This is a genomic window from Ruegeria sp. CH2 (assembly GCF_056537065.1).
Map to the genome: position 1 here is coordinate 1 of NZ_JBQFQV010000015.1, position 13029 is coordinate 13029.

Sequence of the window (13029 nt, forward strand, 5' to 3'; positions counted from 1 at the left end):
GAACCGGCATCTCCCACCCGGCAAAATCAACCATCTTGCCGCCCAACTCAACGTGAAGCCCAAAAAGCGGCGTGCGTCTAATCTCGGTCATTGATCCAACCTTTCACTCAACGGGACTGGTCGCGAACAACCATGACGGTGCAATGCGCGTTGCGCACGACACGGGCCAGGTTCGGACCGATTTCATAATTCGGAAAATCACCCTTGGTCGAGGCCATGACGATCAGGTCAAAGCCGTCCTTGTAGGCGCGCTTGAGGATTTCACGGTAAACGCTGCCTTCTTCAATATGGACAGGCACGTCCGATGCGTTGCCATGATCCAGAATGGCCTGAACCGCATTTCGCACGTGATCTTTGGCGCCGGCGCCGTAGTTGGCGGGCAGGTTCGGCAGCTGGATGATCTCGGGGATAACGGCAACCGCATGCAGCTCAGCCCCGTAGAATTTCGCCTGTTCCAAGGCAACTGGCAGGGCATTTTTCCACGAACGGTCGTCGGTGTGATCAATGGGCAGCAGGATTTTCGTGGCCATCACGTCTCTCCTCGAGATATGGAATTCTGTTTCAAAGGCGGGGGGCCGGAATGGCCCCCCGGTTTCAAGTCAGACCAAGCTTATTCGGCAGGCGCGCCGCCCGGCTCTTCGGACTTGCCGCCCGAGGCGAAGAACTCTTTCGTCAGCTTGAAGACGATCGGGCTCAGCAGGGCCAGGGCGATCAGGTTCGGAATGGCCATCATGGCGTTCAGCGTGTCGGCCAGCAGCCAGACAAAGCCCAGATCCGCGGTTGCACCGAAGTAGATCGCGATGATCCACAGGATGCGGTAGGGAAGCAGGGATTTCACGCCCAGCAGGAACTCGACGCATTTCTCGCCATAGAAGGACCAGCCGAGGATGGTGGTAAAGGCAAAGATCGACAGAGCGATGGCGATGATCGACCCGCCGATACCCGGCAGAGTGGTCTCGAACGCCAGCGAGGTCAGCGCCGCACCGGATTCCCCCGATGTCCAAGCACCTGACGAGATGATCGCCAGACCGGTAATCGAACAGACGATGATAGTGTCGATGAACGTTCCCAGCATCGCGATCAGGCCCTGATTGACCGGGCCTTTGGTCTCGGCTGCCGCGTGCGCGATCGGAGCGGAACCCAGACCCGCTTCGTTCGAGAAAACACCGCGCGCAACACCAAAGCGGATGGCGGCCCAGACGGCTGCACCTGCGAAACCACCTTCGGCGGCTGATGGGGTGAAGGCGTAGGTGAAGACCAGCGACAGCGCATGACCGATGTTGCCGATGTTGATGATCAGGACCAGCAGTCCGGCAACGATATAGGCAATCGCCATGAACGGAACCAGTTTACCGGCGACCGCACCGATACGGGTGATACCACCCAGAATAACAGCGGCGGTCAGAACCATCAGAGCGACACCGGTGACCGAGGTGTTTACTCCGAAATTCGATTCCAGAACCTGTGCAACACCATTGGCCTGCACACCGTTACCAATGCCAAAGGCCGCAACTGCGCCAAACAGGGCAAAGGCAACACCCAGCCACGCCCATTTCGCGCCCAGACCGTTCTTGATGTAGTACATCGGGCCGCCGACGAAGTTGCCCAGCTCGTCCTTTTCGCGGTATTTCACCGCGCAGACAGCCTCGGCATATTTGGTGGCCATGCCCACCAGGGCGGTCATCCACATCCAGAACAATGCGCCCGGACCGCCCAGGAAGACAGCAGTGGCAACACCGGCGATGTTCCCCGTACCGATGGTGGCCGACAGCGAAGTCATCAACGCGTTGAACGGGCTGATCTGCCCTTCGCCCTGACCTTCACGGCCTTTGAACAGCAGGCTGAAGCCCGTGCCAATGCGCAGGATCGGCATGAACTTCAGTCCGACCTGCAGGAAGAAGCCGACGCCAAGGATGAGAACCAGCATCAGCGGCCCCCACACGACGCCATTGATGGCCCCTACGATTGAATTTAACGCTTCCATGGATTCCCTCCCATTTGCGTTTGGTTTATGCCCCTTTGGCGATAGCCCGCTGGCGAGCCTGCCTGAGAGCAGCGAAATCTTCGTCCGCATGGAACGACGACCGGGTCAGCGGGGTTGCTGACACGTGCAAAAAGCCCTTGGACCGGGCAATCTGTTCCAGCTGGGCGAACTCTTCCGGTGTCCAGAACCGGTCGATTGGATGGTGTTTCGGGGTTGGTTGCAGATATTGGCCAACGGTCAGGAAATCGACCTGCGCTGCACGCAGATCATCCATGACCTGACGCACATCCGCGAGTGTTTCCCCCAGGCCCACCATCAGGCCGGATTTGGTGAATAGTTCCGGATTGGCGCGCTTGGCATCATCCAGCAGCCGCAGCGACGTGTAATACCGCGCGCCAGGACGGACGGTCGGATATAGGTGCGGCACGGTTTCCAGATTGTGGTTGAACACGTCCGGTGCGGCGTCAAAGACTGCCTTGGCGGCGTCGCCCTTGCCCAGAAAATCGGGGGTCAGAACTTCGACCGTGGTGCCGGGGTTTTGGTGGCGTACCGCCCGGATGGTCTGGGCAATATGCTCGGCCCCGCCATCGGCCAGATCGTCGCGATCGACCGAGGTGATGACGACATGGCGCAGGCCCAGCTTCCTGACCGCCGCTGCAACGCGACCGGGTTCGAAAGCGTCCAGCGCGTCGGGGCGGCCAGTCGATACGTTGCAGAACGAGCATCCGCGTGTGCAGACCTCGCCCATAATCATCATGGTTGCGTGGCGCTTGGACCAACACTCGCCGATATTGGGGCAGGCCGCCTCTTCGCAGACCGTCGCCAGATTGTGATCCCGCATCAGGCGCCGGGTTTCGTAATAGGCGGAGCTGTCGCCTTTTTTCTTGCGTATCCACTTGGGTTTGCGCGGAATGACGCTGTCGGCCTTTTTGGCTTTTTCCGGGTGACGTGGTCTTAGCTGGATGGTCATCTGGCTGGTCCCCGCTACGCGTGAATTGCCCGGCCCATGGCGTCAAGGCAGGCTTCTTTCACAGCCTCGCCCATCGCCGGGTGGGCATGGCAGGTGGCTGCGACCTCGGCGACCGTGATGCCCTTGGCCATGGCCAGAACCAGCTCGGCAATCAGATCTCCCCCATGCGCACCGCAAATATGCGCGCCCAGGATCTTGCCTTCGGAACTGGCCAGCACCTTGACGGCCCCGTCGGTCTCGCCGGTCGAACGCGCCCGCGAATTGGCCATGAAGGCAAACTTCCCGACCACGTATTCAATGCCCGTTTCTTGCAAGGCTTCTTCGGTCAGCCCGACCGAGGCGACCTCGGGGTCGGTGTAAACCACGCCGGGCACGGTATTGTAGTCAACATGCCCCGCTTCGTCTGCCAGCATCTCGACACAGGCAACGCCATCCTCTTCGGCTTTGTGCGCCAGCATCGGCCCTGGAACGCAGTCGCCAATGGCATAGATACCGGGAACAGAGGTACAGAATGTGTCATCCACCTGAATAAAGCCGCGCGGGTCGCAGGCTATCCCCAGTTCTTCCAGCCCCAACCCGCGCGTTACCGGTCGGCGTCCGACGGCGATCAGAACCTTGTCGGCCTCGATCACCTCTTCCTTGTCTTTGCCAACCCGATCCAGAGCAAGCGTCAGTCCGGCCGCGGTCTTGTTGACGGATTTCAATGCCCGACCAAGCTGGAACTTCAGGCCGCGCTTGGCCAGCGCCCGCTGCGCCAGTTTTGCAATCTCGCCATCTATGCCGGGCAGCACACGGTCCAGATACTCGACGACGGTGACTTTCGCGCCCAGACGCGCCCAGACCTGACCAAGTTCCAGACCGATCACACCTGCGCCGACCACCACCAGATGATCCGGCACGCTTTCCATCGCAATCGCGCCGGTCGAACTCAGGACGTCCTGCTCATCAATCTCGATCCCCGGTAGCGTGGTAGGTTCCGACCCGGTCGCGATCAGAATGTTCTTTGCCTCATAGATGTCAGCGCCAACCTTGATCTGCCCGACTGAAGGGATGCTGGCCCAACCTTCGATCAGGTCAACGCCGTTCTTCTTGAACAGGAATGCGATGCCTTTGGTCAGGTCGCCCACGATCTTGTCCTTGCGCTCCATCATCGCGCCGACATTGATGCTGGCCCCCTCGACCGCAACACCGTGGGAGGAGAGATGTGCAAGCTCGGCATATTTGGCCGAGGAGGTCAGCAACGCTTTGGAGGGGATGCACCCCACGTTCAGACAGGTGCCGCCAAGAGCGCCGCGCCCTTCGACGCAGGCAACTTTCAGTCCCAGCTGAGCCGCGCGGATCGCGGCAACATAGCCGCCCGGTCCGCCTCCGATGACAATCAGATCGTAGGTGTTCATTTCGCGCACTTTCAGTAGATCGGGTGGCTTGCGCAAAGCGCGCGAACCTTTTCGCGGGTTTCTTTTTCGATGGCCGCGTCGCCTTCGGGCGACTGCGCCAACGCGTCCAGAACATCGCCGATCAGATGGCCGATCTGTTTGAACTCTTCAGGGCCAAAACCCCGGCTGCACCCGGCGGCAGTGCCCAGACGGATACCGCTGGTGATGGTGGGTTTCTGGGGATCGCCCGGAACGCTGTTCTTGTTACAGGTGAACCCGGCACGTTCCAGCGCGGCCTCGGCATCCTTGCCGGTCACACCGATCGGGCGCAGATCGACCAGCATCAGGTGGTTTTCGGTGCCACCCGAAACGATGTCACATCCGCGCGCCATCATGACATTGGCCAAAGCCGATGCACTGTCGACAACGCGCTGCATGTATTCTTTGAACTCCGGCTTCAGCGCCTCTCCGAATGCAACCGCCTTGCCGGCGATCACATGCATCAGCGGGCCACCTTGCAAGCCCGGGAATACGGCAGAGTTGATCTTTTTCGCCAGCGCTTCGTCATTGGTCAGAATGATCCCGCCCCGCGGGCCGCGCAGTGTCTTGTGGGTGGTTGAGGTGACGATATGCGCGTGCCCAATGGGCGAAGGGTGCAGGCCAGTTGCGACCAGACCCGCGATATGCGCCATGTCCGCCAGCAACCACGCACCAACTTCATCTGCGATCTCGCGGAAACGGACAAAGTCGATCTTCTGGGAATAGGCCGATGCGCCTGCGATGATCAGCTTGGGCTTTTCCGCCCGGGCCAGCTCGGCCACCTGGTCGTAATCGATCAGGCCGGCTTGGGTCAGACCGTATTGTACCGGCCGGAACCACTTGCCGGATTGGGCAGGTTTTGCACCGTGTGTCAGGTGTCCGCCCGCATCCAGCGACATGCCCAGGATGGTGTCACCGGGGCTCAGCAACGCCAGTTTGACCGCCCCGTTCGCCTGAGCGCCGGAATGGGGTTGAACGTTGGCGTATTCACAACCGAACAGCTGTTTCAGCCTTTCGATGGCCTCGACTTCGACCTCGTCGACATATTCGCACCCGCCATAATAGCGGCGCGCAGGATAACCTTCGGCGTATTTATTGGTCAGGACCGAGCCCTGAGCCTCGATCACAGCTTTCGAGACGATGTTCTCGGACGCGATCAATTCGATCTGTTCCGCCTGCCGTATTCCTTCGCGCGCGATCGACGCGGCGATTACCGGGTCAGCCTCATTCAGCGACGTTTTGAACATTATCCCCTCCTCTGGTTCCGAATCCTCAGTACGAAACTTTGTTTCCAATAGTGGAAAATGATCCAACAAGGCAACATAAATCTCTTATTCAAGAAGTTGCGTATGTATGGGAAAACCTGTAGCCTTTGAAAAACAGGGGGAAATCCATGGTCGATGAAAGCCAAAACGATGTTTCCGGGTTGGAAGAACCGGATGAAGGCGAGGCTTTGGGCCGCTCCATTCGCGATGCGCGACGATCAAAAGGCTGGACTTTGGAAGAGGCTGGCCGTGCTGCGGGTATTGGTCGGTCCACTCTGTCCAAGATCGAAAACAACCAGACACGGCCCAGTTTTGAAATCGTGCGGCGCCTGACGCAGGCGCTCGACATGAGCACGCCACAGCTGTTCCTGCAATCGGGTCAGTCGGGCATCTCGGGTCGCCGCGATTTCACCCCAAAAGGCGAAGGGGAATTCAAGACCACGCCCACCTATCATCACGAACTGCTGTGTTCCGAACTGACCAGCAAGCGGATGCTACCCTATATCGCAACGATCAAGGCGCGGGATGTATCCGAGTTCGACACCTGGATTCGGCACTCTGGCGAAGAATTCATGTATGTACTCAGCGGCGAGCTGATTTTCCTTTCCGAACATTACCGACCCCTGCCCATGAAGGCGGGGGATTCACTGTATTACGACAGTGGAATGGGCCACGGCTGTATCTCGACCAGCGACGAAGACGCCAAAATTCTGTGGGTTTCGCTGGAGTGACATCAGAAAACCGCATGCTTTATTGCAGGTTGTGAAAAGCAACAAACGGCTTCCCGCCAGTCCGGGCTCATCGCCCCGACAGGTTTCCATTCCGAAATGCGGTCGGCGTTTGACCGAATTCGGCCTTGAACGCGCGGGTCATGGCGCTGGCGTTTTCATATCCACAGCGCCCCGCGATCTCGGCGATGGATTGTTCTGTATCCTCGGCCAGATTGCGCGCGCGGTTCAGGCGCAGACGCCGGTACAGCGCTTGCGGAGTTGTTTTCAGTTCCGCCTGAACACGTGTTTCAAGCCGTTTTTGCGAACATCCGATTTTCCGGGCCACACTCCGGACCGAAAGCGGTGCTTCAAGATGCGCCTGCATGACAGTCAGCGCGCGATTGACCAGCGTGTCCTCGGATTTCAGAGGCAGGTCATAATGGCCACGCCCGTTCCGGCTCATGAACAGGTGCTCGACCTCCATCGCCAGCAGCGGGCCGTGATCCCGGCGGATCAAGGTCAGAGCCAGATCGAAGGCTGCCATGGCCCCGGAACAGGTCAGCCGGTTGCCATCGATGACAAACCGTTCCTGCACGGCCTCTACCGCCGGAAACCTTTCCTCGAACCGCGAAAACTCGTCCCAATGAATGGTCGCCCTGTGGTCATCCAGCAATCCGGCACTGGCAAGCAGCCAGCTTCCCGTGTCCAGCCCGGCCAGGTGCTTGTGTTGCTTGGCCGCAGCCAGCACGGCACGTATGGTCGGCCGCATATCCAGCTTCAGGTATCCATATGACGGCATGACAACAAGAAAATCCCCCTGTTGATCGCCGATGGCCCCGTTCGGGGTGACGACAAGGCCGCTGGAGCTTTGAACAGGGTTGCCGTCAAGCGAACAGAAGCGCCATGCATATAATGCCTGCCGTGACAGGGTGTTCGCCGCCCGCAACGGTTCGACCATGTTCGCAAGGCAATGGTTCGAGAACCCGTTGAACAGCAGGACATTGTATTGCTGCGATAATATTTTCGAACTCGGCATGAAAATGATCTATCTCTGCATGCCGCGACCATGAGCGATGGCGTTTGGTTGGTCAACCACCGATCCAGGGAACACGCGCCATGCAGTTTGGTCTGACAGAAGAACAGGACATGATCGTCTCGACGGTCCGCAGCTTTGTAGAAAAAGAAATCTACCCGCATGAAGACGCGGTCGAACGCAGCGGAACGGTCCCGCCGGAGCTTGGCAACGAGATCAAGCAGAAATGTATCGATCTGGGGTTCTATGCCTGCAACTTCCCCGAAGAAGTGGGCGGCGCGGGCCTGTCGCATCTGGATTTTACACTGGTCGAGCGTGAACTGGGCCGTGGGTCGATGGCGCTGACGCATTTCTTTGGCCGCCCGCAAAACATCCTCATGGCCTGCAACGACGAACAGCGCGAACGCTATCTGCTGCCCGCAGTGCGCGGGGAAAAGATGGACGCGCTGGCGATGACCGAACCGGATGCCGGATCGGACGTGCGCGGCATGAAATGTCAGGCGGTGCGCGACGGTGGCGACTGGGTCGTCAACGGTTCGAAACATTTCATCTCGGGCGCGGAACACGCGGATTTCTTCATTGTCTTCGTTGCCACCGGCGTGGATGAGACCCCGAAAGGCCCCAAAAAACGCATCACCACCTTCCTGGTGGATCGCGGCACACCGGGCTTTGAAGTGCGCGACGGCTACAGATCCGTCAGCCACAGGGGTTATAAAAACTGTATCCTGTATTTCGACAATTGCCGCCTGTCCGATGCCCAAGTTCTGGGCGAGGTCGATGGCGGTTTTGCGGTGATGAACGAATGGCTCTACGCGACCCGCCTGACGGTTGCGGCCTTCTCGGTCGGTCGTGCGCGGCGCTGCTTTGACTATGCGCTGAACTACGCCGCCGAGCGCAAGCAATTCGGCCAGCCCATCGGCAAGTTTCAGGGCGTTGGCTTCCAGATTGCTGACATGATCACCGAGATTGACGCCGCCGATTGGCTGACCCTTGCCGCCGCTTGGCGTCTGGATCAGAACCTGCCCGCAAACCGCGAGATCGCCTCGGCCAAGCTCTATGCCTCCGAGGCATTGGCGCGGGTCACCGACACGACGCTGCAAATCTTCGGCGGCATGGGCCTGATGGATGATTTCCCGATCGAACGGTTTTGGCGCGACGCCCGGGTCGAACGGATCTGGGACGGCACCAGCGAGATTCAGCGCCACATCATCAGCCGCGATCTTCTGCGTCCGCTGGGCGCCTGACCATGACCAAAGACCTGACCCGGCTGCTGCGCCCGAAATCCATCGCTGTCATTGGCGGCGGTGCATGGTGCCAACAGGTTATCCTGCAATCCGAACGCATGGGATATGCCGGTCAGATCTGGCCGGTCCACCCTAAAGCTTCGGACATTGCGGGCCACAAGGTTTATGGCCGGATCGAAGACCTGCCCAACGCACCTGACGCGGTTTTTATCGGCATCAACCGCCATGCCACGATTGAAGCGGTTCAAGTCCTGTCCAGTATGGGTGCGGGTGGCGCTGTCTGCTTCGCCTCGGGCTTTTCCGAGGCCGTGGCCGAGGACGACACCGGCGGGGATTTGCAGGATCAACTGATCGCAGCGGCCGGTGACATGCCCATTCTGGGCCCGAACTGCTATGGGTTCATCAACGCGCTGGACGGGGCATTGCTGTGGCCGGATCAGCACGGGGTTGTGCCCGTCGACAAGGGCGTGGCGATCCTGACGCAAAGCTCGAACATCTCGATCAACCTGACCATGCAGAAACGCGGGCTGCCGATTGCCTATATGGTCACCTGCGGAAATATGGCTCAGACCAGTCAGGCGCAAATCGCCTCGGCCCTGATCGATGACCCGCGCGTGACCGCAGTGGGCCTGCATATCGAAGGCTTCAAGAACATCCGCGAGTGGGAGGCGCTGGCCGCCAAGGCCCACGCAAAAGGCATCCCTCTGGTCGCCCTCAAGGTCGGCGCATCGGAACAGGCGCAAGCGGCAACCGTTTCCCATACCGCATCTCTGGCGGGCAGCGATGCCGGGGCGCAGGCGCTGCTTGACCGGCTTGGCATTCCGCGCGTTTCGGCACTGCCTGACTTCCTTGAAACGCTCAAACTGTTGCATTGCTACGGGCCGCTGCCGGGGGGCAACATTTCCTCGATCAGCTGTTCGGGGGGCGAGGCGAGCCTGATTGCCGATATGGCCGTCGGCACGGGGTTGCAATTTCCACGGCTGAGCGGTGAAAAGCTGACCCGCCTGCGCGGCGCGCTCGGGCCAATGGTCGCGCTGAACAACCCGCTGGATTATCACACCTATATCTGGCGTGACGAGCAGGCGATGACGCGGGCCTGGTCGGGCATGACGGGTGACGATATCGACATGACATTCTCGATCGTCGACTACCCGACCACCGACTCCACCGATTGGGCCTGCGCAACGCAGGCAGCGCTGAACGTTCGGGCAGAAACCGGCGCCCGGTTTGCGATTGTCGCCACCTTGCCGGAACTTTTGCCGGAAGACATCGCACAACAGCTGATGGCCGGGGGTGTTGTCCCCTTCATGGGCCTGCGCGAGGCGCTGTCTGCGACCCGCGCCGCAGGGCAGGTCAAGGCCCCATCCGCTGCGCCCGTTTTGCAACCGGGTATGATGGAACCAACCCAAACCCTGACCGAAGGCGCCTCGAAGGCGGCGCTGGCGGAATGCGGCCTGCGTATCCCGCAGAACCGGACGGTGCGGGGCGCGGAAGCTGCCCGTGCCGCAGCGGACCAGATGGAAGGCCCCTTTGCCGTCAAAGGTGTCGGGCTTGCGCATAAATCCGAACACAGCGCCGTTCGGCTGGGCATCCGGGCCCAGGACGTCGCGGCTGTCGCGGCAGATATCGGCACCGAAGACATCCTGATCGAGGAGATGGTCACCGGACCCGTTGCCGAACTTCTGATTGGCGTGGTGCGTGATCCCGCCCATGGGTTTGTTCTGACCCTTGGGGCAGGGGGCGTGCTGACCGAACTGCTGCGCGATACGGTATCCGTGCTGGTGCCCAGCCCGCCCGAAGACATCCGCTCCGCCCTTAGCCAATTGAAGATCGCCCCGCTGCTGGCGGGCTATCGCGGTCAACCGGCGGCTGATATGGATGCGGTTGTTGCCGCGGTCGAGGCCGTTCAGACCTATGTCATGCAAAATGCCGACACGCTTGGCGAGGTCGAGATTAACCCGCTCCTGTGCACGCCGAACAAGGCCGTTGCCGTGGACGCCCTGATAAGAAAGGCCTGAGATATGGACCCGATCAAAACCCGCCGCGATGGCTCGATCCTCGAGGTTACGCTGGACCGCCCCAAGGCAAACGCGATTGATCTGATCACCAGCCGCAGAATGGGCGAGGTCTTTGCTGAATTCCGCGACGACCCGGACCTGCGCGTGGCCATCCTGACCGGCGCGGGCGAAAAATTCTTTTGCCCCGGCTGGGATCTGAAAGCTGCCGCCGACGGCGACGCGGTGGACGGAGATTACGGCGTCGGCGGGTTCGGAGGCCTGCAAGAGCTGCGCGACCTGAACAAACCCGTGATTGCCGCCGTCAACGGTATCGCCTGCGGCGGCGGGCTAGAGCTGGCCTTGTCCGCAGACATGATCCTTGCCGCTGACCACGCCACTTTTGCCTTGCCGGAAATCCGCTCGGGCACCGTTGCGGATGCCGCCAGCGTCAAACTGCCCAAGCGCATCCCCTATCACATCGCGATGGAGCTGCTTCTGACAGGCCGCTGGTTTGATGCCGAAGAAGCCAACCGCTGGGGTCTGGTGAACGAGATCGTCGCCGCTGATCAGCTGATGGACCGCGCGTGGGACCTCGCCCGACTGCTGGCGTCAGGGCCGCCGCTGGTCTACGCGGCCATCAAGGAGATCGTGCGCGATGCCGAAGACGCCAAGTTTCAGGACGCCATGAACCGCATCACCAAACGGCAACTGCGCAGCGTGGATGTCCTCTATTCCAGTGAGGACCAGCTTGAAGGCGCGCGTGCATTTGCCGAAAAACGTGATCCGGTCTGGAAAGGCAAATAATAACGCGGTGTGTTTGTCGCGCGGATCCGGCAAATTTCCCATTTACTGATCCGCGCCACAGGTGCACAGTTAGGCATGCCTTATTTCGAACGAAAACCATACGTTAGCACGCCACTTCCGGTCAGCCCGATCGCGCCGCAGCCGGATGCGCAACCGATCTCGGACATTGCCCGCCGCGTGCTTGGGGCTGAACGGGGCGCGCAACAGCCGCTTGAAGGGCCATTTGCGTGCCGCAAAACCTGCCACCCCGGCGGCACCGCAACCATATTGCTGTCCTTTGATGCGCCAAGTGGTGGCGGGCCTGTCGCACTACAGTTCGAACCGGGCGACCTGATCAACCGGAACGGCGACACTCTTCCGGCAAACCGGGTCAGTGTTGTCCCCCCGCAAATCCAGCTAAACCCCGGCGAGTCAACAGATGTTGCCGTCATTGTAACCGTGCCGGACCTCGCCGATCCCGGCGAATATCACGGTCGGATTGCCTGCACGGGCACAGTGCAAACCTCGATCGTCGTGATGTATGAGGTGGCGGGCGCTCAAACCTGACGGGTTACGAGATAGTCCATGAAATGGCCCAGAAACGCGCGCGGCACCTCTTCAGTGGCTGCAAAAACCTGCGCAAACTCCTGACGGGCCGAGGCCAGCAAGTCATTGGCCGCGTCCTGTGCATATCTGATGCAGCCATAGTGATCCATGCGATCCAGAACCCAGCTGACATCCTGCGTCGAGCGGCTGTCGCGCGGGTTTGACAACATCTCCGACAGGCGCGCTTTTTCGGGCTCGTCCGCCTGCAAGCTAAGCCGCCCCAGCATCAGCGTGCGTTTGCCTTCGTAAATGTCCCCGCCGATCTCTTTGCCATATTTGTCCTGCGAGCCGACGAGGTTCAGAACATCATCCTGTATCTGAAACGCGGCCCCCAGAAAAAACCCAAACGCGTTGAAATCGTCCAGGTTCAACGCGCCAGACGCCACATCATGTGGCCGGGCTATCAGCGCCCCGATGCGCATGGGGTGAATGAAGCTGTACCAGCAGGTCTTTTTCAGACACATCGTCAGATAATCCGATGCATCCACGTTTAGCCGGTTGTCCCGTATCCAGCCAAGCTCCAGCGCCTGACCTTCAATGGACTGCTGCAACAGATGATCGAACTCGTCCAACACGCGCATGCCGGTTTCAGGGCCCAGCGGCCCAAGGTTCTGGCGCAACAGGCGCAGGGCCAGCGATTGCATCCCGTCACCGGTATTGATCGCCAAAGGGACCCCAAGACGCTTATGCATACATTCGCGCCCGCGCCTGAAATCGCTTTGATCCTCGATATCGTCATGGATCAGAAACGCGTTATGCAGCAGTTCAAGAACGGCGGCTGACACTCGCGCGGTCTCGCTGTCACCACCGAAAGCCTCGCAGGTGGCCAGCAACAGCGCGGGCCGCAACCCCTTGCCCGAGGTTTCGATGTAATCCCGCATCGGCCCGTACAGATAGGCCTGCGGCTCGCCCGTCGGCAGCAGTTGCAAAAGCGTCTCACGGGCCCGATCCCCGTATGAGGTCAGCGTTTTCAGAAAATCCTGCTGTACCGCAGGATCCAGATGTGCTGTGCCAGTGGCCAC

The 13029-nt window shown here is 60.2% G+C and carries 12 protein-coding genes; 5 read left to right on the top strand and 7 right to left on the bottom strand.

The genetic code is table 11. The features are described 5' to 3' along the window. Positions 1–107 precede the first annotated feature (107 nt). The 5 genes from ACR0M9_RS17240 to glyA form a co-directional block, all read right to left on the bottom strand. Entirely contained in the window at positions 108–530 is a 423-nt protein-coding gene (locus tag ACR0M9_RS17240; protein ID WP_480539726.1) for a universal stress protein, read from the bottom strand. Between the two features lie 80 nt (positions 531–610). Next, entirely contained in the window at positions 611–1984 is a 1374-nt protein-coding gene (locus tag ACR0M9_RS17245; protein ID WP_480488771.1) for an alanine/glycine:cation symporter family protein, read from the bottom strand. Positions 1985–2009: 25 nt separating this feature from the next. Further along, on the bottom strand, positions 2010–2954 hold the full coding sequence (gene lipA, locus ACR0M9_RS17250) for a lipoyl synthase (protein WP_480488769.1): 945 nt from the start codon (positions 2952–2954) through the stop codon (positions 2010–2012). A 14-nt stretch (positions 2955–2968) separates the two neighbouring features. Beyond that, positions 2969–4351 carry a dihydrolipoyl dehydrogenase gene (gene lpdA, locus ACR0M9_RS17255; RefSeq protein WP_480539725.1) on the bottom strand — a complete coding sequence of 461 codons (1383 nt, stop codon included), beginning with the start codon at positions 4349–4351 and terminating at the stop codon, positions 2969–2971. An 11-nt stretch (positions 4352–4362) separates the two neighbouring features. After that, positions 4363–5616, bottom strand: coding sequence for a serine hydroxymethyltransferase (glyA, locus tag ACR0M9_RS17260; RefSeq protein ID WP_480484282.1), 1254 nt, complete (start codon positions 5614–5616; stop codon positions 4363–4365). A gap of 146 nt (positions 5617–5762) precedes the next feature. On the opposite strand from glyA, the gene ACR0M9_RS17265 reads away from it, so the two are divergent. Then, positions 5763–6365 carry a helix-turn-helix domain-containing protein gene (locus tag ACR0M9_RS17265; RefSeq protein ID WP_480588523.1) on the top strand — a complete coding sequence of 201 codons (603 nt, stop codon included), beginning with the start codon at positions 5763–5765 and terminating at the stop codon, positions 6363–6365. Positions 6366–6432: 67 nt separating this feature from the next. On the opposite strand, the gene ACR0M9_RS17270 is transcribed toward ACR0M9_RS17265, so the two are convergent. Further along, positions 6433–7380, bottom strand: a complete 948-nt coding sequence (locus ACR0M9_RS17270; RefSeq protein ID WP_480774202.1) for a GlxA family transcriptional regulator — start codon at positions 7378–7380, stop codon at positions 6433–6435. Positions 7381–7460: 80 nt separating this feature from the next. On the opposite strand from ACR0M9_RS17270, the gene ACR0M9_RS17275 reads away from it, so the two are divergent. The 4 genes from ACR0M9_RS17275 (at position 7461) to ACR0M9_RS17290 (ending at position 11968) form a co-directional block, all read left to right on the top strand. Continuing rightward, positions 7461–8621: an acyl-CoA dehydrogenase family protein gene (locus tag ACR0M9_RS17275; protein ID WP_209507018.1), complete on the top strand. Its 1161-nt coding sequence runs from the start codon at positions 7461–7463 to the stop codon at positions 8619–8621. Between the two features lie 2 nt (positions 8622–8623). Further along, a complete protein-coding gene (locus tag ACR0M9_RS17280; RefSeq protein WP_480774203.1) occupies positions 8624–10639 on the top strand; it encodes an acetate--CoA ligase family protein in 2016 nt (671 codons plus the stop codon). Between the two features lie 3 nt (positions 10640–10642). Next, the gene (locus ACR0M9_RS17285; RefSeq protein WP_209597100.1) at positions 10643–11422 is read left to right on the top strand and encodes a carnitinyl-CoA dehydratase; all 780 of its coding nucleotides are present in this window, start codon (positions 10643–10645) and stop codon (positions 11420–11422) included. Between the two features lie 75 nt (positions 11423–11497). After that, on the top strand, positions 11498–11968 hold the full coding sequence (locus tag ACR0M9_RS17290; protein ID WP_480774204.1) for a hypothetical protein: 471 nt from the start codon (positions 11498–11500) through the stop codon (positions 11966–11968). Here ACR0M9_RS17290 and ACR0M9_RS17295 read toward each other — a convergent pair. Continuing rightward, positions 11959–13029 carry a polyprenyl synthetase family protein gene (locus ACR0M9_RS17295; RefSeq protein ID WP_480774205.1) on the bottom strand — a complete coding sequence of 357 codons (1071 nt, stop codon included), beginning with the start codon at positions 13027–13029 and terminating at the stop codon, positions 11959–11961. The genes ACR0M9_RS17290 and ACR0M9_RS17295 overlap by 10 nt on opposite strands.

Bases quoted from the DNA above. Each gene is read 5' to 3' on its own strand.
- ACR0M9_RS17240 (WP_480539726.1), bottom strand. From the start codon at position 530: ATGGCCACGAAAATCCTGCTGCCCATTGATCACACCGACGACCGTTCG.
- ACR0M9_RS17245 (WP_480488771.1), bottom strand. From the start codon at position 1,984: ATGGAAGCGTTAAATTCAATCGTAGGGGCCATCAATGGCGTCGTGTGG.
- lipA (WP_480488769.1), bottom strand. From the start codon at position 2,954: ATGACCATCCAGCTAAGACCACGTCACCCGGAAAAAGCCAAAAAGGCC.
- lpdA (WP_480539725.1), bottom strand. From the start codon at position 4,351: ATGAACACCTACGATCTGATTGTCATCGGAGGCGGACCGGGCGGCTAT.
- glyA (WP_480484282.1), bottom strand. From the start codon at position 5,616: ATGTTCAAAACGTCGCTGAATGAGGCTGACCCGGTAATCGCCGCGTCG.
- ACR0M9_RS17265 (WP_480588523.1), top strand. From the start codon at position 5,763: ATGGTCGATGAAAGCCAAAACGATGTTTCCGGGTTGGAAGAACCGGAT.
- ACR0M9_RS17270 (WP_480774202.1), bottom strand. From the start codon at position 7,380: ATGCCGAGTTCGAAAATATTATCGCAGCAATACAATGTCCTGCTGTTC.
- ACR0M9_RS17275 (WP_209507018.1), top strand. From the start codon at position 7,461: ATGCAGTTTGGTCTGACAGAAGAACAGGACATGATCGTCTCGACGGTC.
- ACR0M9_RS17280 (WP_480774203.1), top strand. From the start codon at position 8,624: ATGACCAAAGACCTGACCCGGCTGCTGCGCCCGAAATCCATCGCTGTC.
- ACR0M9_RS17285 (WP_209597100.1), top strand. From the start codon at position 10,643: ATGGACCCGATCAAAACCCGCCGCGATGGCTCGATCCTCGAGGTTACG.
- ACR0M9_RS17290 (WP_480774204.1), top strand. From the start codon at position 11,498: ATGCCTTATTTCGAACGAAAACCATACGTTAGCACGCCACTTCCGGTC.